The organism is Pseudomonas sp. A125 (genome assembly GCF_055409485.1).
This window is the reverse complement of the sequence record NZ_JBUZVP010000003.1, coordinates 231,658-256,788: the sequence shown is the minus strand read 5'-3', so window position 1 is coordinate 256,788 and position 25,131 is coordinate 231,658. Positions and strand designations below refer to the sequence as shown.

The 25,131-nt window shown below is 60.2% G+C and carries 26 protein-coding genes, 4 tRNA genes and 2 pseudogenes; 15 read left to right on the top strand and 17 right to left on the bottom strand.

Annotation, left to right across the window (positions count from 1 at the left end; all coding sequences use genetic code 11):
* The first annotated feature begins 1 nt into the window (after window position 1).
* From ACZRN6_RS06280 to ACZRN6_RS06265, 4 genes are all read left to right on the top strand, one after another.
* A complete protein-coding gene (locus ACZRN6_RS06280; RefSeq protein WP_322144282.1) occupies window positions 2-766 on the top strand; it encodes an SDR family oxidoreductase in 765 nt (254 codons plus the stop codon).
* A gap of 107 nt (window positions 767-873) precedes the next feature.
* Window positions 874-949: transfer RNA gene (locus ACZRN6_RS06275), tRNA-Val, on the top strand.
* 55 nt (window positions 950-1,004) lie between these two features.
* Window positions 1,005-1,081: transfer RNA gene (locus ACZRN6_RS06270), tRNA-Asp, on the top strand.
* Between the two features lie 105 nt (window positions 1,082-1,186).
* Window positions 1,187-1,263: transfer RNA gene (locus ACZRN6_RS06265), tRNA-Asp, on the top strand.
* A 165-nt stretch (window positions 1,264-1,428) separates the two neighbouring features.
* Here ACZRN6_RS06265 and ACZRN6_RS06260 read toward each other — a convergent pair.
* Window positions 1,429-2,712 (bottom strand): NAD(P)/FAD-dependent oxidoreductase, encoded by a 1,284-nt coding sequence (locus ACZRN6_RS06260; RefSeq protein ID WP_464007468.1) that lies wholly within the window; start codon window positions 2,710-2,712, stop codon window positions 1,429-1,431.
* A 184-nt stretch (window positions 2,713-2,896) separates the two neighbouring features.
* Here ACZRN6_RS06260 and ACZRN6_RS06255 point away from each other — a divergent pair.
* Window positions 2,897-2,973: transfer RNA gene (locus tag ACZRN6_RS06255), tRNA-Val, on the top strand.
* Between the two features lie 285 nt (window positions 2,974-3,258).
* Window positions 3,259-4,470, top strand: coding sequence for a sodium/glutamate symporter (gene gltS / locus ACZRN6_RS06250; RefSeq protein WP_464007467.1), 1,212 nt, complete (start codon window positions 3,259-3,261; stop codon window positions 4,468-4,470).
* A 114-nt stretch (window positions 4,471-4,584) separates the two neighbouring features.
* Here gltS and ACZRN6_RS06245 read toward each other — a convergent pair whose 3' ends face one another.
* Both ACZRN6_RS06245 and ACZRN6_RS06240 read right to left on the bottom strand, forming a co-directional pair.
* Window positions 4,585-5,688: an alpha/beta hydrolase gene (locus ACZRN6_RS06245; RefSeq protein ID WP_464007529.1), complete on the bottom strand. Its 1,104-nt coding sequence runs from the start codon at window positions 5,686-5,688 to the stop codon at window positions 4,585-4,587.
* 214 nt (window positions 5,689-5,902) lie between these two features.
* Window positions 5,903-6,220, bottom strand: a pseudogene (locus tag ACZRN6_RS06240) (FAD-dependent oxidoreductase); the annotation flags it as partial.
* A gap of 34 nt (window positions 6,221-6,254) precedes the next feature.
* Between ACZRN6_RS06240 and ACZRN6_RS06235 the strand changes: the two are divergent.
* Together ACZRN6_RS06235 and ACZRN6_RS06230 are read left to right on the top strand one after the other, a co-directional pair.
* A pseudogene (locus ACZRN6_RS06235) lies at window positions 6,255-6,776 on the top strand (helix-turn-helix domain-containing protein); the annotation flags it as partial.
* A gap of 102 nt (window positions 6,777-6,878) precedes the next feature.
* Window positions 6,879-7,508, top strand: a complete 630-nt coding sequence (locus tag ACZRN6_RS06230) for a YajG family lipoprotein (protein WP_322144285.1) — start codon at window positions 6,879-6,881, stop codon at window positions 7,506-7,508.
* Between the two features lie 70 nt (window positions 7,509-7,578).
* On the opposite strand, the gene ACZRN6_RS06225 is transcribed toward ACZRN6_RS06230, so the two are convergent.
* Genes ACZRN6_RS06225 through ACZRN6_RS06215 form a run of 3 tightly spaced genes read right to left on the bottom strand, consistent with a single transcriptional unit; the run spans window position 7,579 to window position 11,019 of the window.
* A complete protein-coding gene (locus ACZRN6_RS06225; RefSeq protein ID WP_464007466.1) occupies window positions 7,579-8,598 on the bottom strand; it encodes an SIS domain-containing protein in 1,020 nt (339 codons plus the stop codon).
* A complete protein-coding gene (locus tag ACZRN6_RS06220) occupies window positions 8,579-9,607 on the bottom strand; it encodes an ROK family protein (RefSeq protein WP_464007465.1) in 1,029 nt (342 codons plus the stop codon). Before ACZRN6_RS06220 ends, ACZRN6_RS06225 begins: the two co-directional genes overlap by 20 nt.
* 8 nt (window positions 9,608-9,615) lie before the next feature.
* Complete coding sequence (locus ACZRN6_RS06215) at window positions 9,616-11,019, bottom strand: APC family permease (RefSeq protein ID WP_322144288.1); 1,404 nt, start codon at window positions 11,017-11,019, stop codon at window positions 9,616-9,618.
* A 212-nt stretch (window positions 11,020-11,231) separates the two neighbouring features.
* On the opposite strand from ACZRN6_RS06215, the gene ACZRN6_RS06210 reads away from it, so the two are divergent.
* Window positions 11,232-12,434: an ROK family transcriptional regulator gene (locus tag ACZRN6_RS06210; RefSeq protein ID WP_464007464.1), complete on the top strand. Its 1,203-nt coding sequence runs from the start codon at window positions 11,232-11,234 to the stop codon at window positions 12,432-12,434.
* A gap of 193 nt (window positions 12,435-12,627) precedes the next feature.
* Here ACZRN6_RS06210 and ACZRN6_RS06205 read toward each other — a convergent pair whose 3' ends face one another.
* A complete protein-coding gene (locus ACZRN6_RS06205; protein ID WP_464007463.1) occupies window positions 12,628-13,173 on the bottom strand; it encodes a hypothetical protein in 546 nt (181 codons plus the stop codon).
* Between the two features lie 323 nt (window positions 13,174-13,496).
* Between ACZRN6_RS06205 and ACZRN6_RS06200 the strand changes: the two genes are divergently transcribed.
* From ACZRN6_RS06200 to pcp, 3 genes are read left to right on the top strand one after another with little or no spacing between them, the layout of a single operon-like run.
* Window positions 13,497-14,210 carry a DUF969 domain-containing protein gene (locus ACZRN6_RS06200; RefSeq protein WP_464007462.1) on the top strand — a complete coding sequence of 238 codons (714 nt, stop codon included), beginning with the start codon at window positions 13,497-13,499 and terminating at the stop codon, window positions 14,208-14,210.
* Window positions 14,207-15,157, top strand: a complete 951-nt coding sequence (locus ACZRN6_RS06195) for a DUF979 domain-containing protein (RefSeq protein WP_322144292.1) — start codon at window positions 14,207-14,209, stop codon at window positions 15,155-15,157. Before ACZRN6_RS06200 ends, ACZRN6_RS06195 begins: the two co-directional genes overlap by 4 nt.
* 7 nt (window positions 15,158-15,164) lie before the next feature.
* Window positions 15,165-15,812 (top strand): pyroglutamyl-peptidase I, encoded by a 648-nt coding sequence (pcp, locus tag ACZRN6_RS06190; RefSeq protein WP_464007461.1) that lies wholly within the window; start codon window positions 15,165-15,167, stop codon window positions 15,810-15,812.
* Here the strand turns inward: pcp and ACZRN6_RS06185 are convergent.
* The 5 genes from ACZRN6_RS06185 to ACZRN6_RS06165 form a co-directional block, all read right to left on the bottom strand.
* Window positions 15,805-17,217 (bottom strand): heavy metal sensor histidine kinase, encoded by a 1,413-nt coding sequence (locus ACZRN6_RS06185; protein WP_464007460.1) that lies wholly within the window; start codon window positions 17,215-17,217, stop codon window positions 15,805-15,807. The two genes, pcp and ACZRN6_RS06185, sit on opposite strands and share 8 nt — an antisense overlap.
* Window positions 17,214-17,885 carry a heavy metal response regulator transcription factor gene (locus tag ACZRN6_RS06180; protein WP_322144295.1) on the bottom strand — a complete coding sequence of 224 codons (672 nt, stop codon included), beginning with the start codon at window positions 17,883-17,885 and terminating at the stop codon, window positions 17,214-17,216. Before ACZRN6_RS06180 ends, ACZRN6_RS06185 begins: the two co-directional genes overlap by 4 nt.
* 51 nt (window positions 17,886-17,936) lie before the next feature.
* Window positions 17,937-18,194: a DUF2790 domain-containing protein gene (locus tag ACZRN6_RS06175; RefSeq protein WP_322144296.1), complete on the bottom strand. Its 258-nt coding sequence runs from the start codon at window positions 18,192-18,194 to the stop codon at window positions 17,937-17,939.
* 111 nt (window positions 18,195-18,305) lie between these two features.
* A complete protein-coding gene (locus tag ACZRN6_RS06170; RefSeq protein ID WP_322144297.1) occupies window positions 18,306-19,076 on the bottom strand; it encodes an alpha/beta fold hydrolase in 771 nt (256 codons plus the stop codon).
* 167 nt (window positions 19,077-19,243) lie between these two features.
* Complete coding sequence (locus ACZRN6_RS06165) at window positions 19,244-19,456, bottom strand: phage infection protein (protein ID WP_322144298.1); 213 nt, start codon at window positions 19,454-19,456, stop codon at window positions 19,244-19,246.
* A 244-nt stretch (window positions 19,457-19,700) separates the two neighbouring features.
* Here ACZRN6_RS06165 and ACZRN6_RS06160 point away from each other — a divergent pair, with 244 nt between their 5' ends.
* On the top strand, window positions 19,701-20,378 hold the full coding sequence (locus ACZRN6_RS06160) for an HAD family hydrolase (RefSeq protein WP_322144299.1): 678 nt from the start codon (window positions 19,701-19,703) through the stop codon (window positions 20,376-20,378).
* 54 nt (window positions 20,379-20,432) lie between these two features.
* Here the strand turns inward: ACZRN6_RS06160 and ACZRN6_RS06155 are convergent, their stop codons facing one another.
* Window positions 20,433-20,687, bottom strand: a complete 255-nt coding sequence (locus ACZRN6_RS06155; RefSeq protein ID WP_322144300.1) for a hypothetical protein — start codon at window positions 20,685-20,687, stop codon at window positions 20,433-20,435.
* A gap of 166 nt (window positions 20,688-20,853) precedes the next feature.
* Here ACZRN6_RS06155 and ACZRN6_RS06150 point away from each other — a divergent pair, with 166 nt between their 5' ends.
* On the top strand, window positions 20,854-21,312 hold the full coding sequence (locus tag ACZRN6_RS06150) for a DUF2214 family protein (protein ID WP_322144301.1): 459 nt from the start codon (window positions 20,854-20,856) through the stop codon (window positions 21,310-21,312).
* Window positions 21,313-21,432: 120 nt separating this feature from the next.
* Here the strand turns inward: ACZRN6_RS06150 and csrA are convergent, their stop codons facing one another.
* Window positions 21,433-21,627, bottom strand: coding sequence for a carbon storage regulator CsrA (csrA, locus tag ACZRN6_RS06145; protein WP_003192511.1), 195 nt, complete (start codon window positions 21,625-21,627; stop codon window positions 21,433-21,435).
* 263 nt (window positions 21,628-21,890) lie between these two features.
* On the opposite strand from csrA, the gene ACZRN6_RS06140 reads away from it, so the two are divergent.
* Complete coding sequence (locus ACZRN6_RS06140) at window positions 21,891-22,268, top strand: SPOR domain-containing protein (RefSeq protein ID WP_322148656.1); 378 nt, start codon at window positions 21,891-21,893, stop codon at window positions 22,266-22,268.
* A 45-nt stretch (window positions 22,269-22,313) separates the two neighbouring features.
* Here ACZRN6_RS06140 and ACZRN6_RS06135 read toward each other — a convergent pair whose 3' ends face one another.
* The 3 genes from ACZRN6_RS06135 to ACZRN6_RS06125 all read right to left on the bottom strand — a co-directional run bounded on the left by ACZRN6_RS06135 (window position 22,314) and on the right by ACZRN6_RS06125 (window position 24,576).
* A complete protein-coding gene (locus ACZRN6_RS06135; protein ID WP_464007459.1) occupies window positions 22,314-23,003 on the bottom strand; it encodes an endonuclease in 690 nt (229 codons plus the stop codon).
* Between the two features lie 4 nt (window positions 23,004-23,007).
* The gene (locus tag ACZRN6_RS06130; RefSeq protein WP_322144303.1) at window positions 23,008-23,259 is read right to left on the bottom strand and encodes a DUF1654 domain-containing protein; all 252 of its coding nucleotides are present in this window, start codon (window positions 23,257-23,259) and stop codon (window positions 23,008-23,010) included.
* A gap of 228 nt (window positions 23,260-23,487) precedes the next feature.
* Window positions 23,488-24,576: an asparaginase gene (locus ACZRN6_RS06125; protein WP_322144304.1), complete on the bottom strand. Its 1,089-nt coding sequence runs from the start codon at window positions 24,574-24,576 to the stop codon at window positions 23,488-23,490.
* Between the last annotated feature and the right edge of the window lie 555 nt (window positions 24,577-25,131).

Sequence of the window (25,131 nt, the reverse complement as noted above, 5' to 3'; positions counted from 1 at the left end):
CATGGAGGCCGCGGGCGCCAGTAATGGGCGCGTCGCGCTGGTCACCGGCGCGGCGCGTGGCATTGGCCTGGGGATTGCCGCCTGGTTGATCAGCGAAGGCTGGCAGGTGGTGCTCACGGACCTGGACCGCGAGCGCGGTTCGAAGGTGTCCAAGGTGCTGGGCGACAACGCCTGGTTTATCACCATGGATGTGGCCGATGAGCGGCAGGTCGCCCTTGGCGTGGCCGAAGTACTTGGCCAGTTCGGACGCCTGGATGCATTGGTGTGTAACGCCGCCGTGGCCGACCCGCGCAATATCACCCTGGAAAGCCTCGACCTGGCTTACTGGAACCGGGTAATGGCGGTGAACCTCAGTGGGCCGATGTTGCTTGCCAAGCACTGCGCGCCGTACCTGCGGGCTCATGGTGGCGCCATCGTCAACCTGGCGTCGACCCGGGCCCGCCAGTCGGAGCCGGACACCGAAGCCTACGCGGCGAGCAAGGGTGGTTTGCTGGCCCTGACCCACGCGCTGGCCATCAGTCTTGGGCCGGAAGTGCGGGTCAATGCCGTGAGCCCGGGCTGGATCGATGCGCGAGACCCGGCTGCACGCCGTGCCGAGCCGCTGACGGACGCTGATCACGCGCAGCACCCGGCGGGCAGGGTAGGCACTGTGGAGGACGTGGCGGCGATGGTGGCGTGGTTGCTGTCGCGCAATGCCGGGTTTGTCACCGGGCAGGAGTTCGTGGTCGACGGTGGCATGAGCAAGAAGATGATTTACAGCGAGTAGGGCGGGTCGCAGTCCTGAAGTGATTTTGTCTTTTTCAGAAAAACTTCAAGCAGGCTATTGACTTAGGTCCGCTACCTGCGTAAATTTCGCGGCCTCAACGAAGCAAAGGGTGATTAGCTCAGCTGGGAGAGCATCTGCCTTACAAGCAGAGGGTCGGCGGTTCGATCCCGTCATCACCCACCACTTCTTGAGAGTTTTGCCTTCGGGCAAGACGCAACGTTAAAGGTTGCACCGACGCGCAGCGGTAGTTCAGTCGGTTAGAATACCGGCCTGTCACGCCGGGGGTCGCGGGTTCGAGTCCCGTCCGCTGCGCCATATTTTCCAGGTCTGATGGTTCAGATTTGAGATTGAACAGCCAAGGCTGATCAGTCAGATGTTTGAAGGCGGTTGAAGGTGACACTTCGGCAGTCTGAGCGATACGCAGCGGTAGTTCAGTCGGTTAGAATACCGGCCTGTCACGCCGGGGGTCGCGGGTTCGAGTCCCGTCCGCTGCGCCATATCTGTTCCAGGGCCCACTGAACGCCCTGAGACGCCAAAGCAAGCCCTTGGCTTGGTTGGATCGATAGCAAACACCCTGGTCGAAAGACCGGGGTTTTTTGTGTCTGCGATTTAGCTCGCTGCTGGATGCGCAGGGGCCGGCAAGCCAGCCCCGCGATCCGGGATTAGAACCCCAGCTTGTCCCGCAGCCCGTAATACCAGGCTCCCAGCGCCGCAAACGGCGTGCGCAACAGTTGGCCGCCCGGGAACGGGTAGTGCGGCAGGTCGGCAAACGCATCAAAACGCTCTGCCTGGCCTCTTAATGCTTCCGCCAGTACCTTGCCCGCCAAGTGGGTGTACGTCACGCCGTGGCCGCTACAGCCCTGGGAGTAATAGATGTTGTCGCCCAGGCGACCGACTTGGGGCAGGCGCGACAGGGTCAGCAGGAAATTACCGGTCCAGGCGTAGTCGATCTTCACATCCTTGAGCTGCGGGAAGGCCTTGAGCATCTTCGGGCGGATGATTGCCTCGATGTTCGCCGGGTCCCGCGCGCCATACACCACGCCACCGCCGAAGATCAGGCGCTTGTCGCTGGTCAGCCGGTAGTAATCCAGCAAGTAGTTACAGTCTTCGACGCAGTAATCCTGCGGCAGCAGCGTCTTTGCCAGCTCATCGCCCAGCGGCGCGGTCGTAATGACCTGCGTGCCGCACGGCATCGACTTGGCAGCCAGCTCCGGCACCAGGTTCCCGAGGTAAGCGTTGCCCGCGACAATAATGAACTTGGCCCTGACCTTGCCGTGTGCCGTATGCACCACCGGATTGGCGCCGCGCTCGATGCGAATCGCCGCCGACTGCTCGTAGAGGGTGCCGCCCAGGGATTCCACTGCTGCCGCTTCACCCAGCGCCAGGTTCAGCGGGTGAATGTGCCCCCCGCTCATGTCCAGCAGGCCGCCCACATAGTTGTCACAGGCGACCACTTCACGAATGCGCCGCTCGTCCAGCAGCTCCAGCTGAGTGTGGCCGTAGCGCTCCCACAGGCGCTTCTGCGATTCCAGATGGCCCATGTGCTTGCTGTTCAGGGCGGCGAATACACCGCCGTTTTTCAGGTCGCACTGGATCTGATACCTGGCTACGCGATCGCGAATAATCCTGCCGCCTTCAAACGCCATCTCACCCAGCAATTGCGCCTGCTTGGGGCCGACACTGCGCTCGATCACATCGATATCACGGCTATAGCTGTTAACAATCTGCCCACCGTTGCGGCCCGAGGCGCCAAAACCCACCTTGGCAGCTTCCAATACCGTCACGCGAAAACCGTTCTCGAGCAGAAACAGTGCGCTGGAAAGCCCGGTATAGCCCGCACCAATCACGCACACATCAGTTTCGACTTCACCTTGCAGCTCAGGGCGGGGAGGTACCGCATTCGCAGACGCGGCGTAATACGACTGGGGGTAGGGGGTGTTCGCCATCCTGGAACCTCTGTTTTATATTTTTTACGAGTGCGCCGATCCTACCTGAGTTGAAAATCCGCTGCCAGCTGCCGGAAAAATCCGGTTGTACCGGCCGAAAATAAAAAATTCGCATATTCATAGGCTTAGGTGCAAAAAAGGTGTTGACACCCCTTGGGAATTCCGTAGAATGCCGCCTCACAGCAGGCACGTAGCTCAGTTGGTTAGAGCACCACCTTGACATGGTGGGGGTCGTTGGTTCGAGTCCAATCGCGCCTACCAAACAAAATCCGCTCTGCTGGGCGGTCTAGAAGGGCTCACCGAAAGGTGGGCCCTTTTTTGTTGCCCGGAATTTGTGACGTGCCCATTCAAACGCCAGTTCGGCGCCATCCTCATGCACTCGATTTCTGCGTCGTGCCCCTTCAGAAGCACACCACGGATTTTGTTCCGCCAAATTAAGACCTTTCCGAGGTTAGATACGGCGTCGTACTACTACTCTTACCGCGTTGTCCCGAAGGATCGATAGTCCGGGCCTGATTCCCCTAAATAACTACAGAGAGCTGCCCCATGCTTCAACTCGACTTTTATTCCACGCTGGTCGCCGCCTCCCTGGTGCTTTTACTCGGGCGCGGGTTGGTCGCTCGAATTGGTTTCCTGCGCACTTACAATATTCCAGAGCCGGTGGCCGGTGGTTTGGTGGTGGCGGTGCTGCTCCTGGCTTTGCGTATGCTCGCTGACATCGAGGTCCGGTTTGACGCTTCACTGCAGACACCACTAATGCTGGCGTTCTTTGCCACCATTGGCTTGAACGCGGATTTCGCCAGCCTGAAGAAGGGCGGGCGGGTGTTGGGGATTTTCCTGCTGGTGGTAACGACGCTGCTGGTGGTCCAGAACGCGATGGGGATCGCGTTGGCCACGGCGCTGGGGCTCGACCCGCTGATGGGGTTGTTGGCGGGCTCCATTACGCTGTCGGGCGGGCACGGCACGGGTGCGGCCTGGGGCGCGGTGTTCAGCGACAAGTATGGGGTGGCCTCGGCGTCCGAGCTGGCGATTGCTTCCGCGACCTTTGGCCTGGTGCTCGGCGGCCTGATTGGTGGCCCCGTCGCTCGTTTACTGATCAAGCGGGTCCAGGTGCCGGGCGTGGGGCCGGTACAACCGATTGGGCCAAAGGGTTTTGAGCAACCGAATCAAGAACGCATGATCACCTCGTTCTCGTTTATCGAGACCCTGGCGCTGCTCGCGATCAGCCTGCAAGTGGGCACATTCCTGAGTGGGTTTATCCAGGGCACGGCATTTGAGCTGCCGACGTTCGTGTGTGTCTTGTTTGTCGGTGTGGTGCTGCGTAATGGCCTGTCGGCACTGGGCTGGCACCAAGTGTTTGAGCGCGAAGTGTCGGTGCTGGGGAACGTCAGCCTGTCGTTGTTCCTGGCGATTGCGTTGATGTCGCTCAAGCTCTGGGACCTGGCCGCGCTGGCTCTGCCGATTTTCATCCTGTTGGCTGCCCAGGCGTTGATGATGGCTCTGTTTGCGATTTTCGTGACGTTCCGGGTCATGGGGAGCAACTACGATGCGGCGGTGCTGGCTGCGGGGCACTGCGGTTTCGGGCTCGGCGCTACGCCAACGGCGATTGCGAACATGCAGGCAGTAACCCAACGCTTCGGACCGTCGCAGATTGCATTTTTGGTGGTGCCGATGGTTGGGGCGTTTTTCATCGATATCACTAACGCGATCGTGATCAAGTTGTATCTGGCGCTACCGTTTCTGGGTGTTGCGGGCTGACGCTGGGTAAATCACAGGCAAAGAAAAGCCCGCGATGGGGAGCGCGGGCTTTAGGGTTTCACCAGGAGCAGATAAACCATAGGCGTTTAATTGTGAAAGGGATGTGAAAGGGTTTCAACGCACGGTTTTCTCCCCCGCCAGCGCAAGATTGCCCAACACCTCATCAATCAACCCAAGCTGCCAGTTGAAGTACGGATTGAACGTCAACCGTGCATGCATCTTGCCCGGCTCACGGTAACCCCAGTCCGAGTACCACACATCTGCCCCCTGTTCGCACGCCCGGGTGGCTTCTTGCGCCTGGCCGTTCCAGCAAAAACGCAGGCTGCCATGTTCGCCGTAAAGCGCGTTGTCGGATGAGAACAGCAACCCCATGTGGGAGAACTGGCTGATCCGCAGCTCCGGCAGGTAGTCGGTGCGTGCTTTTACGCGCGAGGTGTCCCAGGCATCCGCGGGCAGGGTGCCGTACCAGGCGAGGCGGCTGTGAGGGTTACTGAAGCGCTGCTGAAAGGTTTCCAGCACATAGTGGGTGTCCAGCACTGAGTCGTGGGCGGCGACGGCAATGAACACCGGCTTGTCGTAGGTACGATGCGCCAGGTCCTGGCGAGCCACTCGGCTGCTGCGGTAGAACTGGGCGAAGCCATTGGTGGGCACGGTCATGTAGCGCACCAGGCTCTGTTGTGGCCGGCTCGCGTCGGGCGCCAGCAGCCAGGGGCGTGCCCAACTGATAAACGGTGTCAGCCAATCGTAGGTCATGCTGGACTGGAAAGCGGGGGAGAACAGCAACAGCCCGGCGACGTCGTCGTGTTTGTAGGCGTAGTCGAGCACCAGGTTGGCGCCAGTGGAGAAGCCACCGAGGTAAATCTCGCCGACTTCTGCGCGCAGTATCGCCGCCTGTTCGTCTACCACCCGGCGCCAGTCTTCCATGCGCACTTGCAGCATGTCGGCCGGTTGTGTGCCGTGTCCGGGCAGCAGCACGGTCCTTACCAGAAAGCCGCGTGCGGCCAGTGCCCTGCCGATATCGTGGAAGGACCAAGGGGAATCGCCCAGGCCATGCACAAGAATGATACCGCGCTTGGGCGCGCCAGCCGGCCGCCACTCCTGGGGCGCATTCCAGTTGAGTTCGGCTTCCTTGTCGCAGCCCTGGAAATCACGATGCTCGCGCAGCCATTGCAGGGTATCGAGGCGGTACGCTTCGAATGACTTCTGGCCCAGCGGCATGCCCTGGTCAGCGAACGCGGCGTTGCCAAGCAAAAGCGCAAGGATGGCGCAAGTGACGCTCCAGAGCGTTTTGCGCATCAATTGGCAGGGCTGCATAAAAGGTGTGTTGTTCAAGGCAGGTTCTCAGCGGGGCATCACCGTAAGGTCATGCACGATAGTTACCTGCCAGGTATCGCCGATAGTGCCAAACAGTAGCAAGACGTTTCTTATGACCTCAAAAACGGTCCAGCCGGTAGGGTTCGAGTGCCGGCAGCCCATTGGACATTGCCGCCACAGGCGACACCAGCCGTGCAATCAACTCCGCCGTCACCGCCGCCTGTGTCAGCCCCAGGTGCTGATGCCCAAACGCAAGCAACACTTTGCCCTTGCACACCTTGTCGATAATCGGCAGCGAATCCGGCATGGAGGGCCGAAACCCCATCCACGGTGTCGCGTCTTCAGCATTCAAATCACGTCGGAACAACCCCTGGCTCAACCGATGCAACTGCCACGCGCGCTGCATGTTGGGCGGGCGTGACCGAAGGCCTGCGGTTGGCGGGGACGGTCGAATTCGCCGGCCTTGACCGGGGCCCGGCTATACCGAACAGGATCGCCGGGTTCTGGAGCAGGGATTTGTGTTGGAAGACCAACTGGAATTGCACCTGTACGGGACCCGCGAGCCGGGTTGGTGCCTGACGCACAAATCGCCGCTGTATAGCCGCGACGGCGCAATCATCGGCCTGGCGGGCATCTCGGTCGACCTGCAAACCGCCAGTGAAACCCACCCGGCGTATCAACGGCTGGCGGCGGTGGATGAGTACATTCGGGCGAATTTCAATCGGCGGGTCACGCTGGGTGAACTGACGCGGATCGCCGGGATTTCAGTGGCGCAGCTGGAGCGCTACTGCAAGCGCGTGTTCCACCTGACGCCCCGCCAGATGATCCAGAAGGTGCGCCTGGAACATGCGCACCGGCTGCTGCATACCGAGATGCCGATCACCGAAATGGCGCTGCAATGTGGGTATACCGACCACAGCGCGTTCACCCGGCAGTTCAAGGCGTTGACCGGGTTTACGCCGCGCCAGTATCGGCAGGCAACCAGCAGTTAATACCAATATGCACGGTGATGCTGAATTGCCATTACTCGGATACAATCCCCAGCGGCCGATCCCGGCCTAGCCAATGACGGCGATATGGAATAGGTGATTCAGATGAGTGTTCGGGTAGCGTTGGGGATGGTGGCACTGATGGTGTTGGCGGGCTGCGCCACAAGCCGTTCGGAAGTCGATGTGACTGTTGCGCCGTTGAGCGCCGGTCATGTCGCGGCAGCCAGCAATGGCAAAAAGGTGCTGATCAGCGCTGTGGACGAGCGCGTGTTCCAGATTGACCCTCCCGAAGCCGACATTCCTTCGCTGAAAAACGACGAAGTCACGGATAAATCCATCACCGAGCGCGCCATCGCCCGCAAGCGCAACAGCTATGGAAAAGGCCTTGGCGATGTATTGTTGCCGTCAGGTCGTACGGTGTCGCAACTGGTCAGTGAGTCCGTAGCCCTGGCTTACAAGCAGGCCGGCTATGAAGTGGTAACTGAAGCCAATGGCAGCGGTGCAGAGCCCGTGAAGGTACATATCGTAGAGTTCTGGTCGTGGTTCACGCCAGGCTTCTTTTCGGTGGACGTGAACAACAAATCTCATCTGCGAATCGAAACCTCAGCGCCCAACACGCTGGAGGTGATCACTCGCAAGAAGGAAAGCATGCAGGCGGTGACTGAAAGCGACTGGAAGAAAATCACTGAGGCAGGGCTTCAGGAAGTCTCCCAGGCAACCCTCAAGAAACTCTGATGGACGATGGATTGCCCGGCCTCTAATGCCGGGCTATTTCCATGGATGCCGGGTGAATACCCGCCTTGGCTCAATGCGTCTGCGTGACCTTCTGCAAAAACCTCGGCTGATCCGGATTACGCCCGCGCGCCACGGCCAGTTGCGCCGCGATCAAGTAAAACCCCTGGATCATGGTGAACGGCTCCAGCAATTGATGCGCGGTTGGAACGCTGGGCAGCAACCCCGCACAAGCGGTGCCCCGTGGCGCCACGACCATCACCTTGGCGCCGCGTGCGCGCATGTCGTCGGCGAACGCCAGGGTGCCTGCTTGCTCGGGCCCCGAAGGGGCGAACACCAGCACGGGATAACCTTCTTCAATGATTTCCATCGGCCCGTGCCGGACCTCGGCGCTGGAAAACGCTTCGGCCTGAATACCTGAGGTTTCCTTGAGTTTGAGCGCGGCTTCCTGGGCAATCGGCAGGGCAGCACCGCGACCGATCACGATCATCTTGTCGGCGCTTTGCAGTACGTTGAGCACCGGTGACCAGTCCTCGCTCGCGGCTTCATTCATCTGCTGTGGCAGCGAGAGTAGCGCTTGGCCCAAGGTGTTATCGGCGGCCAGGCGGGCCACGATTTGAGCGCTTGCCATTAACATCGCTACATAGCTTTTGGTCGCCGCCACGCTTTGCTCCAGGCCGGCGGGCAAGAGGATTTCATGCCCGGTGATGGCCGCCAGTGGCGAGTCTGCGGTGTTGACCAGTGCGACCGAGGCCGCACCCCGTTGTTGCAGATACTTCACGCTGTCGATCAAGTCCGGGCTTTTGCCGGACTGGGAAAAGGCGGCCACCCAGGATTTTTTCAGACGCAGCGGCGGGTGTTGCAGGCTCACCAACGACAGCGGGATCGACAGGCTGGGAATACCCACCACGCTCATCATCGCGTAGCTGAAATAGGCGGCGGCGTGGTCCGAACTGCCGCGCGCGACGGTGATGATCAGTTCGGGTAAGTCGCTGTCCAACTGCGCGGCCAGTGTGCGCACAGCGCGGTCATCATCGAGCATGCGTTGCAGGATCGCCGGGATCGACGCGGTTTCACTCTGCATCAATGACATGACTCAGCTCCTGATAAAGGGTGTTGCCGGCATTGAGTACCTGCTGCGCGATGGCGTTCAGGCCGACGGCCTCCATGGCCATGCTCAGGGCTCCCCACAGCGGCGCGTCGTGGGTGAAATGCGCGGCGGCAATGGTGGGCGGGAAGGGCACTACGCGGCGGATCAGTTGTTCGAGAATCGGCGCCAGTGTCGAGGCCTGGCGGTACAGGCCGCCCCCAATCGCGATGCGCTCCACATCCAGCGCCACCGCCAGGTTGGCCACTTGCACGGCACAGGCAGCGATGCGCAGCTCCAGTGCCTGGCGTACCTGCGGATCAATGCTGGAAAACAGGTCCAGCGCCTGATGCCCGTGCCCGAGCATCTGCACCGCCAACTCGCTTAAGGCATTACCGGAAAACAGTTCTTCGAGCGGTGCGCCGCCGTGCTCGTAGGTGCGCCACTGATCAGGCTGCGTCGGGTCGAGAAACGGTGACAACAGGTAGGCGATTTCCATGGCGGCGCCGTTGTGCCCGCGAATCAGTTTGCCGTTGGCAATCGCCGCCGCCGAAAGGCCGGTTCCCAGATTGAGGTAGATCGCGTTGTCGACCCCGGCCAGCGAACCCCAGCGCACTTCCGCCAGGGCGCCGGCCTTCACATCGTTATCGAGGGCCACGGGCGCATTGCCAAACGCCCGGGCGATCAACCCTTGCAGGTCGAGGTGCTCGAAGCCCGGTGTGTTGGGCGCCATCAGTAAGGTGGGCCCGCGCACCACGCCGGGGAACACCGCCGCCACGCTCAACACCGGCAGGCTGTCGAACTCGGCCACGCAGGCCTGCGCAGCATCCAGGATGCGTTGCAGTGCCGGCGCGCCGGACAAACCGTCGGCATGGGTGGCGAGGATCCGCGTGTTCATGCGCCGGCTTGCAATGTCGTAGCAAGCCACTTGAGTCTTGGTACCGCCGACATCAATCGCCAGCAGCAGCCCTTGCGGGGGCGCCGCAGCGCCCGTTGTTTCCAATGGTTCGTGCATAACGCTCATCACTTATCGAAAGGCCACAGTTTTTGCACGCGCGCCCACAGCAGATAGGCCACGCTGCCGGCCGCTACCCACACCAGCGACCACTGGATAGGGTAGGCGCCGGGGGCGTTATGGTTGGACGCCATATAGATATAAACCCAACCCAGCAGCGCGATAATCGCCGGTACCGGGTACAGCCACATTTTGTACGGCCGGGCCAGGTGCGGCTTGGTCTTGCGCAGCACCAGCAGCGAGATGATCTGCGCCACTGACTGCACCAGGATCATCACCGTGGTCAGCAGCTGAATCAGCGTGTTCAGGTCGGTCAGGCGTCCAATCATGAACCCTACGGACGTCAGCAGGCCCATGCTCAGGATGCCGTAGGTCGGGAATTCGTGCTTGGGGTGGACCTTGCTGAAGGCGTTGAAGAACACCTTGTCTTTCGCCGCTTCGAACGGCACCCGGGAGCCGCCCAGCAGCCCGGCAAACACCGAGGCCACGGCGGTGATCAGGATCAATACGGTGACGATCCCGGCGGCGGTGCTGCCCCAGGTTTCACTGAGCACCACCGAGGCCACCGATTTATAGGCGGGGGATTCGGGGTCGAGCATGCGGTGCCAGTCCACCACGCCCAGGACGCCCACTTGCATCAACAGGTAGACCGCGAGGATGCCGAGGATCGAAAACACGATCGACTTGGGAATCACCCGGCCTGGTTGCTCGACTTCACCGGCCAGGTACGCCGAAGTGTTGTAGCCCAGGTAGTCATAAATACCGATGGTCAAGCCGCCGGCCATGCCCAGCCAGAAGCTGCTGTCGCCGAGGTTGAATGCGCCCTCGGGGAAGCTGAAGGCTAGGTCTGCATGGAAGTTGGTGAAGGCCGCGGCGATCAATGCACCGATGCTGATCAGCATGATCACCCACAGCACGATGCTCAATTTGGCGATGGACTCGATCTTGCGCCACAGCATCACGATCACCAGCCAGATCACCGCCAGGCCAATCAGGTTGCCGGCGGTCTGGCTCATGTTCGGCCAGAACCACGTCAGGTACTGCACGAAGCCGATGATGCCGGTGGACATGATCAGCGGGATAAACAACATGGCCGTCCACACGAACAGGAACGGCAGCAGCTTACCTGTGCGCTTGCCGAAGGCTTCCCGCAAGTAGTTATAGGTACCGCCCGCGCCGGGCAGGGAGGCGCCGAGTTCGGCCCACACCAGGCCGTCACACAGGGCCAGCAAGGCGCCGAGGATCCAGCCGAGGTAAGCCTGGGGGCCGCCCATGATCACGATCATGGTGGGGATGGTGATAAACGGACCCACGCCGCACATCTGGCTCATGTTCAGGGTGATGGCGGGGAACAGACCGATTTTGCGTTTGCCGTTGGGCAAGTCCGGATCGACGGGTGTCAACGTGCTCATGGGGGAACGACCTCTTAATCGGATGACAGAAGGGGTTGGGGGCAGTTGCAAAGAGGTTGCGTGCCATCAAGGGCTTCTATCGACCCGTCATTGTTTTTATGGGGCGTAATCGGAGATTGCTGTAGGTGCAATCGTGCGAGGTGCTAAGAAAAGCACGGCTCGAGTATTAATTCAACTTGATTTAATTAATCGGGGCGGCGGATTATCACCCCATGAAAAATCCCAAGCTCAAACGTGCGGTGACCACCGGCACCAACGCCGAACATGCCCGGCAGCACAACCGCCGGGTGATCCTGGAAGCCATTCGACAGAGCGGCCGCCTGACCCGTGCCGACCTCACACGGTTGACCTCGCTGACGGCGCAGACGGTGTCGAACATCGTCACCGAGCTGCAGGAAGAAGGTGTTTTGCTGGCGCACGCGGCAGAGAAGGGCGGACGTGGCCAGCCACCCGTGCCGCTGTCGCTGAACCCCGAGGGCGGTTATTCGATCGGGTTTCACGTTGAGCAGCATCGCATCATTGGCGTGCTGCTCGACCTGCTCGGCGAAACGGTGGCGCAAGTGACGTTGACGGTCAGCTACCCGACGTTCGAACAGGCCTTGCCGCTGATCGTGGGTTGCGTAGAAGACTTCTGCCGGCAACGCCCGGGCGGGCGTTTCCTCGGTGTTGGCATTGCCTTGCCAGGGCCTTTCAGCGTTGAAGGCATGACCTGCGTGGGCCCCACGGCAATGTCCGGCTGGGACGACCCGGGTATCCCGCTGCGGTTGCAGCGCGACATCGGCTTGCCGGTGCTGATTGAAAACGATGCCACCGCGGCGACCATGGGCGAGCGTCTGTATGGAATCGCCAGCGGCCTGCATAACTTCGTGCATCTGTTCATCGGCAGCGGCCTGGGGGCTGGCCTGTACCTGGATAACCGCCTGTATTCCGGGCATTGGCACAACGCCGGCGAGATCGGCCACATGACCGTGGTGCCTGACGGCAAGGCCTGTTATTGCGGTAATCACGGCTGCCTGGAGCGCTATATTTCCATTGCTGCGCTGCTGGAGCATTTGGGGCACCCGGCCGAGCAGGACCTGGCGGCGTGGGACATGAATGACCAGGAATTCAATGAGGGCGTCGATGCCTGGCTCGACGAAGCGGCACCCGCGTTGAAGCAGGCCATCAACATCCTTGAATCGGTACTCGACCCGCAAACCATCCTCATCAGTGGTTTCCTGCCGCAACCGATCCTGGTCCGGCTGATCGCCCGCCTCGAGCCTTTGAGCCGCTCCATCAGCAGCCGCTCCGATCGCCTGCACCCCCGCATTCAAATGGGCACCGCCGGGCACGACGCCGTGGCGCTGGGCGCTGCAGCATTGATGATTCTGGCGGAGATCAGCCCGGACTATGAGGCGTTGCTCAAGCCGGAATAAAAAGAGCTATCGCAAGTCTGGCCCATTGCGAAAAACTCTTGAACGCGCCTCTGAGCGTTATAGGGTGACCAGGCCGTCCAGCCCTGGTCAGACTTCAAGTACCTGAGCCTCTTCAGAGAGCAATGCCAACGCCGGGCGTTTTCAGCCCGGCGCCGTCACAGGTACACAAAACATATGGATGCCCGCCAGGCGATTACTGCGCCTTGGCGTTCTTGATATCACGGATGACCTGTTTGGCAATCGCCTGGACCTGCTTCTGGGTCATGGCCGACGCCACGCCTTCCCAGGCCGAAGATTCGGTTTCATAGGTTCGTGCGCCCAGGGGTGCGCCGGACTTCAAGTCGCAAAAGTCAGCCTTCGAGAAGACCCACGCGTTACCCACCAAGGCACCTGCCGCGTAGCGGCTGCCAGCAGTCAGGTAGCGAAACTTGCTGACGTTGATGGTGATGCCCACGCCATCGGTGCTGCCGGTGTTGATGGTTGGCGTTTCCTTGAGGCTATAACCGGCCTGCTGCGCTTCGGTTTGCAGGGCCGCGCCCCATTGTTGCTTGAGCAGTGGCCAGTCCTGGTTTTGCTCGACGGTGGCATTGCCTTTGAAGCTTACTACCAGGTTTTGTTTGGCCGGTTCCGCAATGGCCAGCGCGTCTGTACCGCCGCTTTTTACCTTGGCTGCGCAGCCACCCAGCATCGAGAGGGCAACAGCGAACGACAGGGCGTAGAGCGCCTTGGAGGTTTTCATTGAATTTGCGTATCCACAACAATTGAGAAAGGGCGGGCCACCCCATCGGGTGGGGCGGCTACGATGCTTGAACCGCTTGCCGTCTGGCAAGCGATGACTGCCAAATGCCCTCTAACACCCACAAACTTTATTGGTTTGCAGCAACAGTTTTTCTTGTTGGACACCTCCCGCCCCGAGCAGCAAAGATGCCGCCACTGACGCTCGACCTTCCAGGTCAACAATAAAAAACCGAGCCGGGCTGCGCGCCGTTTTCTTGCAGTGAACCCCTTTGTTCACTCCCTGCTTTACTGGCGCCGCAGCGCGCACTTAAGGACCTCACCGCCATGCAAACTGTTGTGAACCTATGGCCGCTGATTGGCGTACTCGTCATCGTGGTTGGCTTTGTGTTGCGCATCAACCCGCTGTTGGTCGTTACGGCAGCGGCGATTGCCACCGGGTTTGCCGCCCACTTCCCGCTGGAAAAGATCCTCGCCACCATGGGTGACGGTTTCCTCCAGACCCGGGCCTTGCAACTGATCCTTTTATTGCCCCTGGCCGTGATTGGCTTGCTGGAGCGCCATGGATTACGGCTGCATGCACAAAACTGGATCGCGCGTTTTGAACGGGCCACCGTCGGGCGCTTGTTGATCATCTACCTGTTTGTGCGTGAAACCACAGCGGCCATGGGCCTGACCAGCCTGGGCGGTCACCCGCAGATGGTGCGGCCGTTGCTGGCGCCGATGGCGGAAGGCGCGGCAGAAAAACGCTACGGCAAACTTCCCGACAAGCTTCGCCACAAGGTCCTGGCCATGTGCGCGGCGACCGACAACGTAGGGCTGTTTTTTGGCGAGGACATCTTCGTGGCCTTTGGTGCGATTGCGCTGATGCACACCTTCCTGCTGGGTTCGGGGATTGACGTCGAGCCTTTGCACATTGCGGTCTGGGGCATCCCGACGGCCATCTGCGCGTTCATTATCCACGCCATCCGCTTGCACCGTTTCGACCGAATGCTGACCCGAGCGCTGCCCTCGGCCAGGCCGACGGAGGTGGTGCAATGATTATCTCCATTGAATACCTGTACTGGCTGGCCGGCGTTCTGCTGGTGATCACCGCCGGGATGATCCTGATGGACCGAACCCACCCCAAGCGCTGGTCGAGTTCGTTGTTCTGGCTGCTGTTTGCCATACCGTTTTTAGTCGGGGAGCGTCTGCCCTCGGTGGTGGTCGGCGTGGGTGTAGTGGTGATGGCGCTCATCGCGGGCCTGGGCGGCGTAGGCCGCGGTGCACACGCCCAGTTGCATGACAAGGCTGCGCGGGCCAGCGCTGGCCGCCTGGGGCATAAATTATTTATTCCGGCATTGGCCATCCCGTTGACTACGGTGATCGGCTCGGTGCTGCTCAAACACACCGAGATTGGCGGTGTACCGCTGCTGGACCCGAAAAACACCACCTTTGTGTCCCTGGGCATTGGCTGCCTGATTGCGCTGGCGCTGGCGTGCTGGCTGACACGTGACACCCCGGTACAAGCCCTTCGCGAGTCCCGCCGCCTGACCGAAGCGCTGGGTTGGGCGATGGTGCTGCCGCAGATGCTCGCGATGCTCGGGCTGTTGTTCAACGAAGCAGGGGTTGGTACGGCCGTGGCGCACGTCACCACCACCTACATCAACCTGGATTACAAGCTGGTAGCGGTGATGGTCTATGTGCTCGGCATGGCGCTGTTTACCGTGATCATGGGCAATGGCTTTGCCGCCTTCCCGGTGATGACCGGCGGCGTCGGCGTGCCGGTGCTGGTGGGTATCTACGGCGGCAACCCGGCGGTGATGGCTGCGATCGGGATGTTCTCCGGCTACTGCGGTACGCTGCTGACACCGATGGCGGCGAACTTCAACATTGTCCCGGCGGCGTTGCTTGAGCTGCCGGATAAAAACGCGGTTATCAAGGCGCAGATGCCGACCGCATTGATGATGCTGGTGGTCAATATTGTCCTGCTCTACCTGCTGATGTGAGGCTGTGATGCGTACTGTATTGCTGACGGGTTTCGAACCGTTTGACCATGACCTGATCAACCCGTCCTGGGAGGCAGTCCGCCTGTTGGACGGTGTGCAGTTGGACACCGATGTGCGGATTGTCGCGGGGCAGTTGCCCTGCGCCTTTGCCACTGCGGGCGAGCGCCTGGCTGAACTGCTGGCCGAGCATCGCCCGCAGATGGTGATTGCGACCGGGTTGGGCCCCGGGCGCAGTGATATTTCCATCGAACGGGTCGCGATCAATCTCAACGACGCACGGATCCCGGACAACCGGGGCGAGCAGCCTATCGACACAGATGTGGTGCCCGGTGGCCCCGCAGCCTACTTCAGCACTTTGCCCGCCAAGGCCATGGTGAAGGCTGTGCGTGAGGCCGGCATTGGGGCTTGTGTCTCGCAAACCGCCGGTACCTTCGTGTGCAATCAGGTGTTCTACCTGTTGCAGCATGCGCTTGCCGGGTCGGCGGTGCGCAGCGGTTTCATCCATGTGCCGTGGCTGCCCGAACAGGTGGCGGGACGCCTGCCGGAGCCGCCCTCGATGGCGTTGGCGGCTCAGGTTGAAGGGTTGCGGATTGCAGTGCTGGCGGCCTGGAATACCCCGGTGGATATTACTGAAACGGGTGGGCAAGTCAGCTGAGGTTGTCGGTTTCGCGCCTTGGAAAAAACAACTCGAAGCACGTCACGCCGTCCTCGCTGCTGACGCTGTAGCGCCCGTTGTGCAACTGCATGATGGTCGCGACGATGGACAGCCCCAACCCATTGGAGTGCGCCGAGCGCTCCCGGGATTCATCCACGCGATAAAACCGCTCGAACAACCTCGGCAAATGCTCCGCCGGGATGGTCGTGCCCAGGTTGCTGACTTTCAGGTTGATGCCTTGTGCATTGGGCGTGGCCTGGATCAACAGTTCGGAACTCGGCGCCCCATATTTAATGGCGTTGGCGCACAGGTTGGCCAAGGCGCGGCGCAGCAGCATCGGTTCGGCCCAGATCACGCCGTCGCCCTGGGCGAGGATGCTGATGTCGACGTCGCCCGCCAGGCCTTCGAAGTAGTCGGCCATGCGTTCCACTTCGTCGGCCGCATCCAGTTCCTGGCGTTGGCGCAGCGCGCTGGCGGGGTCGGTGCGGGCCAGGAACAACATGTTGTCGAGCATGCGCGCCAGGCGTTCGAGTTCTTCCACGTTGGAGGCCAGCAGTTGCTGGTAGGCCTCGACGCTGCGGTGTTGCTGCAACGCCACCTGGGTTTCGCCGAGCAAATTGTTGATGGGCGTGCGCAGTTCGTGGGCCATGTCGGTGGACACCTGGCCCAATTGCACAAAACCCTTGGCCAGCCGCTCAAGCATGGTGTTGAAGGAGTCAATCATCGGCAGCAGCTCTTTGGGTGCGCCGTGGCTGTCGAGGCGTGCGGCGAGGTTGCCGACGCCGATGCCCTGGGCATGCACCGCCAGGCGCCGCAGCGGCAGCAGGCCGCGATGCACCAGCAAGTAGCCGATCACCGCGAGCACCATCGCGGCGAGGCTGGCGAGGATGTAGACACTCAGCCTATAGCTGGCGAGCACGGCAGTGCGCTCGGTCATCAGCCGCCCGGTGGTGACTTGCAGGCTGCCCAGGTCGCCGGAGTCGATGGTGGCGGCCAGCGTGGAGAAAGGCACGCCGTTGATGCCGGGCAAGTGTTGCACGTCGGCGAACTCCAGGGTGTGGTCCTTGGGTACCGGGGCAACGTCGGGCATGTCAATGTTGCCGGGGTTCACTTCCAGCAACGGCTTCTGACCTGGTGCGGCGATGCTCAGTACCGACTCGCGGTTGCCCAGCATGTTCTGGAACAGCTCCGGCTTGGTCTTGATCAGGTCCAGGGTGTTGCTGTCGTTCAGCAGGTTGCGCAGTTGGTCGACCCGGTAAATCAGCGCGGCGTCGTCACGGTGGATCAGCTCGCGCTCAAGCTCGCGGTACAGCGCCACGCCGAGGGTCGCCAGCAGGGCAAACGCCAGCAAGGCGAAGATCAGCGCCAGGCGCAGCGTCAGGGAGTAATGCCGGGGCTTGCTCATGGTTGCGTGTCGAAGCGGTAGCCGATGCCGCGCACGCTGTGGATCAGCTTGAGCTGGAACGGGTCGTCGATTTTCAGGCGCAGGCGGCGCACGGCCACGTCGACCACGTTGGTGTCGCTGTCGAAATTCATGTCCCACACTCTTGATGCGATCAGTGAGCGCGACAGCACCTGGTCCTGGTGGGTAGCGAATAAGTGCAACAAGGCGAATTCCTTGTTGGTCAGGGTGATGCGCACGCCGCCGCGAGTGACGCGGCGCTTGAGTACATCGATCTGCAGGTCGGCGATCTGCAGTTGTTCTTCTTCACGGCTAGGCCCGCGCCGGGTCAGGGTGCGCAGGCGCGCCACCAGTTCGGCGAAGGAAAATGGCTTGATCAGGTAATCGTCAGCGCCCAGTTCCAGGCCCTTGATGCGGTCGGCAATGTCGTCCCGGGCGGTCAGGAACAGCACCGGGGTGTCGGCTTCCTTGCGCAGGCGGCGCAGCACTTCCCAACCGTCCATCTTCGGCATCATTACGTCCAGCACGATTACGTCGAACGGGGTTTGCAGGGCCAGGTGCAAACCGTCCACACCGTCGCGGGCGAGGCTCACGGAGTAACCCAGTTCCTGAAGGCCATTTAGCAGGTAGTTGCCCGCCTTGGGCTCGTCTTCGACTACGAGGATATTCATGGGAGTTGCCCTGGTGATGTGCCGGTTGTGCGTGGCGCAAGTGTAGCCCGATCAATTGTCATTGGGGCAACCGATGCCCTGTACCTGGTAGTCCAGCACGTGTTCGCGGCCCTGGCTGTCGAGGTAGTCGAGGCGGGCCGGGACAATGCCGCACTGGCCGTAGGTGTCGGTGCTGGAGAGCACCTTGGCCACGTCCATGTGCATGAAGAAGCCGGCTTTGTCATGGATGATCGAGGTGGCGGCAGTGGTACCGGCGAAGGCCGAACCGGTGGCGACAAGGGCAGCAAAGCCGAGGATAAACAGTTTCATGGCGGTATCTCTCTTTAAGGGTTGGCTGCCGGTATCCGGCAGTGAGTTCACAGTAACCAGGCGACACAAACAGCCAGCCAACAGGATGATGACAAGTTCGTAATGAAGGGCTTAAGGCTGGCGGCCAGACGCTTCAAGGATCAGGTCGCTGATCTCCTTGGCGTGGGACACCAGCGACAAGTGGCTCGACGGCACTTCGATGGTGGTGGCGTTCATGCGCTTGGCGAGGAAGCGCTCCAGGTCCGGGTTGATGGTCTGGTCGTTGCTGGACACGGCATACCAGGACGGCTTGGTGTGCCACGCGGCGTTGACGGTGCGACCGCTGAACAGGGTCTTGGCGATGGGTTGCTGGACGGCGAAGAGCTCCATGGCCTTGGCGCGGGGCACGTCGGCGGCGAAGTATTTGAGGAAGGCGTCCTGATTCAGCGTCAGGTAACCGTCGTGCTCCACCACACCCGCACGTACGGGTGTGCTCGGGTATTTGGCGGACAGGGCGACGAAGTCTTCATTGGCGTCGGGGGCGCGGGCGGCGACGTACACCAGGGAGCTGACCTTAGGGTTGACTCCGGCGTCGCTGACCACGGTGCCGGCGTAGGAATGGCCGACCAGCACGGTAGGACCGTCCTGTTGATCAAGTACGCGGTTGGTCGCGGCGACGTCATCTGCCACCGAGGTCAGCGGGTTTTGCACGGCGGTCACGTGCAAGCCGGCGGCCTGCAGGCGGGTGATCACCTCGGACCAGCTTGAGCCGTCAGCCCAGGAGCCGTGTACCAGCACCACGTTGTTGGCTTTTACCGGTGCAATCGGGCCAGCCACGGCGGCGCCGGCACCCAGCATCAACAGGCTGGCGGCGATCAGGCAGAGTTTGCTTGCAGGTTTCATGGGGCGGGCTCGCTTCTATCAGTGGGAAGTTGGGCCACCCGGTGTGGGTGACTGACGACTTCACTGTATGAAGTGAGAGTGCTGGCAACACTTACAGCTTAATGACAAGTTTGTAATGCAAGGGGCAGTTGCAAGGCCGCCCCGGTTCAAGGGTGGTCGGTGACGCATCAGGCCATGCGGGCTTCCCGCAGGCGCTCGGCGCCACCTTCTGCCAGGCCACGCTCATGCAGGCGGTCGGCGCCGCCCTCGGCGAGCAAGTGGGATGGCTGGGCCTTGGCTACGGCGGCATGGCTGCTGGCCGACGCCATGGACGAGAGCCCCAGGCCTGCGATTACAGCCAGGCCGAATATCAGGGAAGATGCTTTCGAGAGTTTAAACATGGGGGTGCTCCTGCGAGTAAGTCAGCCGGGCTGGCTGGTGGTCGTAGTTAATCCCCGGGGTGTATCCGCCATGTGTGCCCGGGCGTGGTGAACTGCAGGTTCGCGTATCCGGGCAGGGTTTCCATACAGTCCGATACAAAACCACGGGAAGGTTTACAGCGTTTGGACCGATCCGTAGATTGCACCAGGCAAGTGGTTCGTCAGCACCCAACACCGGGTGACGAAAGCAAGAGGAAGCCGAGCAGTGTCCACCCGCGATTCAGCTGTATTCGCCAATCGTTACCGCGCCTTCCTGTTCGATATGGATGGCACACTCCTGAACTCCATTGCCGCCGCCGAGCGTGTATGGGCCACCTGGGCTGAACGCCATGGGCTGGACGTCGCAGCCTTCCTTAAGACCATCCATGGCGCCCGGGCCATCGATACCATCACCCGCCAGGCGTTGCCCGGGGTCGACCCTCAGGCGGAGGCACAGTGGATCACCGAGGCCGAACTCGAGGATGTGGAAGGCGTGGTGGCGATTGCCGGTGCGGTGAAATTTCTCAACGCGCTGCCCGGCGATCAATGGGCGCTGGTCACCTCTGCGCCCAAGGCCTTGGCTCTACGGCGTATGCAGGCGGCCGGTATTGAGCCGCCGGCGGTGATGGTAACGGCAGAGGATGTCGCCAGCGGCAAGCCTGACCCGGCCTGTTATGTGCTGGGTGCGCAGCGGCTGGGAGTACCGGTGCAGGATTGCCTGGTATTTGAAGATGCCAGCGTCGGGATTCGTGCCGGCGAAGCGGCGGGGGCGGATGTGATGGTGGTGACCTCGACGCACCTCACACCCATGGCCACAGACCATGCCTCGATTGCCGGGTATGAGCACCTGCAGGCCTGGCGAGACGAAACCGGCCTTCTGCATTTACAGCGCCTGGGCGCCTGATGTGAAAAAGGCCGGCCCGGTTACCCGGGCCGGCCTTTGCCGCTGGCGCAAACATCAAGGCGAGGCGTTGTGGCGATCTTGCGGGGCACGTCGGTCCAGCTTTCGATGAATGACGGCATGAATCGGCTTGACGCAGAAAATAAACAGGTAAGCACCCAAAAACAGCACCAGGTCCAGCCAGGAGTGGGCGTGGCGGTTGTCTTCGAACTCAAACCTCAGGCCATACTCGACCCCGATAAACGCCAGGCTGATCAGCACGACGATCAGCCAGGACTTGGATATATAAGGCTGTTTGCCCACTCGTCTCATCAGCGTGCTCCTGAGTGCACCGCAGACCGAAGGGTATTGATTACGCAATTTGGCTCTCCAATCCCCGACAAGTTCCGCGTGCTGGTGAGTGCTTGCCTGCGTAGAAGGCTGCTTGCGGCTATTACTGAGAAGTGTTCCTGCCTATTACACAAGAGGAGTACGCCCTATGTTCGTTAAGTGGTTTTTGGCAGCCATCCATTTGCTGGCATTCGCCATGGCATTGTCGGCAGTGCTGGCCCGGGGCAAAGCTTTGCGATGCCTGGCGGATAATCAGCCTTCTACCGTACGCCGCGTGTTGATCTCAGACAATATTTGGGGAGTCAGCGCCCTGGCGTTATTGGTAACCGGCGGCCTTCGAGCCTTTGGCGGTTACGAGAAGGGCACTGAATATTACCTGCACCAGCCGTTGTTTCACGTGAAGATGGCGTTGCTGCTGATTATTTTGCTGCTGGAAGTTGCGCCGATGATCCGGTTGGTCCATTGGCGAGTCAGGTTGGCGCGTGGCACACCGCTTGATTTAAACCGGGCGGGGTTATTTGCGCGCATCAGCCATATCCAGGCACTGATGATTGTGTTGATGATGGTTGCGGCGAGCGGCATGGCGCGCGGCGTCGGCCTGGGCTGACGATAGCCTGGCACGGGGAGCAGGGCATATGACGCGCTGGTCACGGTAAGCCGCGAACAGGCCAAAAGAGGTTTTCGCCAGCCGTTACAGTGAACGAAAGGGCTGGCTACTGGAGGCGCTTCAAGGTGTCTGGTTTTTGTCCGGAGCTGTCAGACCCGCCTGGATACGTTGGTAGATCTCCTCGCGATGCACGGCAACGTCCTTTGGAGCATTGATGCCGATTCTTACTTGCTGGCCGCTAACGCCCAGAATGGTGATCGTAATGTCATCACCGATGTTTATGCTTTCACCGACTTTGCGGGTGAGTATCAGCATGGACTTCTCCTTGATTGCTTTGAAGGACACATGTTTCAGACAGGGCAGATGTCGGATGTGTGTAGCTTACTGCGAAGCGCTTCCCTGTGGCTGCCTCTTTTAGGACGCATAGAGGCGGCATTAATTCCCATGGCGCCATCATACAGGTCTGCGATACATCATTCGCATTGTTTAAGCCAACGTTTATGACGGCCAGAATAGCCAGTGAATGATAAAGTCGCCTCTTTGATCCTCTAAGGAGCAGGGTAGTGCGTAAAGTAGCGATGGCAATTGCGGTGTTGGCACTGGCCGGTTGCGGTGAAGGTAAAAGCGTCGATACCCCCAAGGCCAGTCCTGCCGTTGTCGAGGCGCCTGCCCAGGCCCAACCTGCGGTCGGTGCGATCGCGTCCCAGGAATGGGATGTATGGGTGGGACCGCCGGATCACAAGCTGCAGGCGATCACTGACCTGACGGCGTGGCTGCTCGAACACGGTTTCAGTTTCTATCTGGCGAAGGAAGACGGTAAGGACCAGGTACTGATGGGCCCGTTCAGCACCAAGGCCGAGGCCGAGGCGAAGCAGGTGCAGTTGACTGAAAAACTGGCGACTGCGAAGAAAAATGACACCGTGTCCGAGGTCATCGAACACAAGGTTGCGCAGTAACCAACCGGTAAGCGGGAGGCCATGGCGCCCCCGCTTTTTTTACCTTCAGCCGCAGGCTTTCAAGTTCACCGGGCCGACAAATTCATTGCCGCGCCCCATCACGCAGGCCACGGTTTGATTGCGCTGGCGTTCCCAGGGTTGTACCGGGTAGGTCTTGTTCCAGGCTTCGTAGAGCTGACGGTCCTGTTTCGACAGGCGCAGCCCATACTGCTTGCTCATATAAAAGTACGTACGGGCGATCATCCCGCGAATGGAAGGGCGGGGCATGACCTTCTTGGCCTTGAAATCCACCTGGGTCAGGCACGAGCCATATTGCCCGCTTTGTACCGGCAACCAGCCAAAGCTGAAGTTATTGCGGTCACCATTGACCTCGCCGATGCTCGGCACCAGGTTGTGCAGGTCTGCTTCGGCGCGCTGGTATACCGCATCCTTGCGGGTGCAGTTCTTGCGCCCGCCGTCCTGCCAGCACTGGCGCTGATGGCCGATCTGCCAGGCCGGAACAATGTGTTCCCATTCAATGCGCGCCGCTCGGTTGGCGTTTTTGCGCGGGATGTAGCCGCAGGCTTTCAGGTCTACCCGGTTACCGTTGTATTTGCAGCCGCAATAAAACTCGGTGGATTGCGGCTCATACAGCTTCCAGGCGATTTTCTTGGCTTCGCTGAATGTCTTGGGGGCTTGCGCCTGGGCGGTGACAGCAAAAAATACAAACAACACACTGATAAAACGGACACTCATTGACTCAATCTTCCTTCGGCACAACCCAGAAAATCTGCACGCCGCCATCATCGCGATAAGCGAGGGTGACGTTATCGTTCTCTGCAATTTCCTCCAGTAGTCGTGCCCACTCGTCTTCCGGTTCCTGCGGCAAACGGAAAATCAACGCGGCCTTGTTTTTCTGGGCATTGGTGGAGTTGATGATTTTTTGCACGCGAACAGCCAGGCGTTGGTACGCGTCAGGAGGTGTCGGTGCTGCGGAAGAGGGCTTTGCCACGGAAGATTCCTTATTGGGCTGTACGTGCATACAGTATTTAACTGTAGGCAATTTCGCAACTGCTTAAAATCCAAGAAGTTCTTCAGACAATATTTTTGTCGAGTTGATGTAGGAGGGCATTGTTTATAAAGGATTTTTTGTGCGCAGTTAAAGCGCAGTCAGTTGAACCCGCTCGTGGCGTACCACGAGCGGGATGGCCCAACCGTTGCCGGCCGGGCCTGGGAGCGATCAATATTCCCAGAACATCCGTTGCAGTTCCTTGCTGTCCTGGGTCTTGGTCAGGGCGACCATGGCCAGGATGCGGGCTTTCTGCGGGTTCAGGTCGTGTGCAACCACCCAGTCGTATTTGTCGTCAGGCTGTTCCGCATTACGCAGAACGAAGCCGCCAGCATTCACGTGGGAAGAGCGAATGATCTGTACGCCTTGCTTGCGCAGTTCCTGCAGGGCTGGCACGACCTTGGAAGACACCGAGCCATTGCCGGTACCGGCGTGGATGATGGCTTTGGCGCCGGCCTGGGCCAGGGCTTTGTAGGCCGTGTCGCTTACGTTGCCGTAGGAATAGGCGATCTCGACGTCTGGCAGACTCTTGATGGTCTTGATGTCGAATTCCGAGTTCATGGTGTGGCGCTTGGCCGGCAGGCGGAACCAGTAGGATTTGCCTTCTACGACCATGCCCAACGGGCCCCAGGGGCTCTTGAACGCTTCGGTCTTGATGTTGACCATCTTGCTCACGTCGCGACCCGACTGGATCTCGTCGTTCATGGTCACCAGTACGCCTTTGCCGCGGGCGTCCTGGCTGCCGGCTACGGCAACGGCGTTGTACAGGTTGAGCATGCCGTCAGCCGACATCGCGGTGCCCGGGCGCATCGAGCCGACCACGACGATGGGCTTGTCGGTCTTCTCCACCAGGTTGAGGAAGTAGGCGGTCTCCTCCAGGGTGTCGGTGCCGTGGGTGATCACGATGCCATCGACGTCCTTGCTGTCGGCCAGTTCGGCCACGCGACGACCCAGTTGCAACAGGTTTTCGTTGGTGATGCTTTCAGAGGCAATTTGCAATACTTGCTCGCCGCGAACGTTGGCGATCTGGCTAAGCTCAGGAACACCGGCGATCAATTGTTCGATGCCGACTTTGGCGGCCTGGTAGGTGGCACTGTTGGCAGCGCTGGCACCAGCGCCGGCGATAGTGCCGCCGGTAGCGAGGATCACCACGTTGGCCAGTTTTTGCTTGGTTTCAGCTTCTTTTGCCTGAGCGGCAACAGGGAACAGCAGCAGGAGGGCTAACGCGCCCGGTACGAAAGTTTTCAAAGCAGATTTCATTATTCTTCTCTCTAGTTTTTGATGAGTGCCGATGCAGGTTCATCTATAAACACCCGGGCGGTTCTGAACGCCACGAGGTGCTGAGTAAGAGCAGGATTTGTACCAGCGGTATTTTGTTATTTGATAGAATTTAACGTATTGATTTATATGGGTTTTTGTTTGAGTTTCAGCCGAGGTTTTGGGTTTTGCGTCCGGCTTTCCGAATAAATCCAAGGGTACTGTTCGGTTGTCCGAAAAGGATGACGGAAAAGTGATGGGGTAATACGTAGCAGGCACACCGGGACCTGTCGTTTCAGAGAACGATCAACCCGTACCAATGTTTAACGCAGGACAGCCAATGGCCGCGAGGGCAGGGCGTAGAGCGAATTCATCAAAAGGCTGTTTTCTTCCGTTGACAAATCCCCACAAGCTTCTCATAGTTTGACCTAACGCAAACGTTTGCGAGATGTTTCACGGGATGCTCCTTGAGTGTCGTGAAAGCTCGTATCAGTCGCCCGGGTGGGATGGCTGCCGAAGCGTTCTTCGGTGCAAGCGTTGCTCACAATAATCATAAGA

Coding starts and splice junctions, on each gene's coding strand:
- ACZRN6_RS06140 (WP_322148656.1), top strand. CDS start 21,891: ATGGCAATTGCGGTGTTGGCACTGGCCGGTTGCGGTGAAGGTAAAAGC.
- ACZRN6_RS06175 (WP_322144296.1), bottom strand. CDS start 18,194: ATGAAACTGTTTATCCTCGGCTTTGCTGCCCTTGTCGCCACCGGTTCG.
- ACZRN6_RS06225 (WP_464007466.1), bottom strand. CDS start 8,598: ATGTCATTGATGCAGAGTGAAACCGCGTCGATCCCGGCGATCCTGCAA.
- ACZRN6_RS06135 (WP_464007459.1), bottom strand. CDS start 23,003: ATGAGTGTCCGTTTTATCAGTGTGTTGTTTGTATTTTTTGCTGTCACC.
- ACZRN6_RS06180 (WP_322144295.1), bottom strand. CDS start 17,885: ATGAATATCCTCGTAGTCGAAGACGAGCCCAAGGCGGGCAACTACCTG.
- ACZRN6_RS06170 (WP_322144297.1), bottom strand. CDS start 19,076: ATGAAACCTGCAAGCAAACTCTGCCTGATCGCCGCCAGCCTGTTGATG.
- ACZRN6_RS06195 (WP_322144292.1), top strand. CDS start 14,207: ATGATTATCTCCATTGAATACCTGTACTGGCTGGCCGGCGTTCTGCTG.
- ACZRN6_RS06150 (WP_322144301.1), top strand. CDS start 20,854: ATGTTCGTTAAGTGGTTTTTGGCAGCCATCCATTTGCTGGCATTCGCC.
- pcp (WP_464007461.1), top strand. CDS start 15,165: ATGCGTACTGTATTGCTGACGGGTTTCGAACCGTTTGACCATGACCTG.
- ACZRN6_RS06155 (WP_322144300.1), bottom strand. CDS start 20,687: ATGAGACGAGTGGGCAAACAGCCTTATATATCCAAGTCCTGGCTGATC.
- ACZRN6_RS06205 (WP_464007463.1), bottom strand. CDS start 13,173: ATGAAAACCTCCAAGGCGCTCTACGCCCTGTCGTTCGCTGTTGCCCTC.
- ACZRN6_RS06215 (WP_322144288.1), bottom strand. CDS start 11,019: ATGAGCACGTTGACACCCGTCGATCCGGACTTGCCCAACGGCAAACGC.
- ACZRN6_RS06185 (WP_464007460.1), bottom strand. CDS start 17,217: ATGAGCAAGCCCCGGCATTACTCCCTGACGCTGCGCCTGGCGCTGATC.
- ACZRN6_RS06125 (WP_322144304.1), bottom strand. CDS start 24,576: ATGAAATCTGCTTTGAAAACTTTCGTACCGGGCGCGTTAGCCCTCCTG.
- ACZRN6_RS06280 (WP_322144282.1), top strand. CDS start 2: ATGGAGGCCGCGGGCGCCAGTAATGGGCGCGTCGCGCTGGTCACCGGC.
- gltS (WP_464007467.1), top strand. CDS start 3,259: ATGCTTCAACTCGACTTTTATTCCACGCTGGTCGCCGCCTCCCTGGTG.
- ACZRN6_RS06245 (WP_464007529.1), bottom strand. CDS start 5,688: ATGCCGCTGGGCCAGAAGTCATTCGAAGCGTACCGCCTCGATACCCTG.
- csrA (WP_003192511.1), bottom strand. CDS start 21,627: ATGCTGATACTCACCCGCAAAGTCGGTGAAAGCATAAACATCGGTGAT.
- ACZRN6_RS06220 (WP_464007465.1), bottom strand. CDS start 9,607: ATGCACGAACCATTGGAAACAACGGGCGCTGCGGCGCCCCCGCAAGGG.
- ACZRN6_RS06200 (WP_464007462.1), top strand. CDS start 13,497: ATGCAAACTGTTGTGAACCTATGGCCGCTGATTGGCGTACTCGTCATC.
- ACZRN6_RS06260 (WP_464007468.1), bottom strand. CDS start 2,712: ATGGCGAACACCCCCTACCCCCAGTCGTATTACGCCGCGTCTGCGAAT.
- ACZRN6_RS06230 (WP_322144285.1), top strand. CDS start 6,879: ATGAGTGTTCGGGTAGCGTTGGGGATGGTGGCACTGATGGTGTTGGCG.
- ACZRN6_RS06165 (WP_322144298.1), bottom strand. CDS start 19,456: ATGTTTAAACTCTCGAAAGCATCTTCCCTGATATTCGGCCTGGCTGTA.
- ACZRN6_RS06210 (WP_464007464.1), top strand. CDS start 11,232: ATGAAAAATCCCAAGCTCAAACGTGCGGTGACCACCGGCACCAACGCC.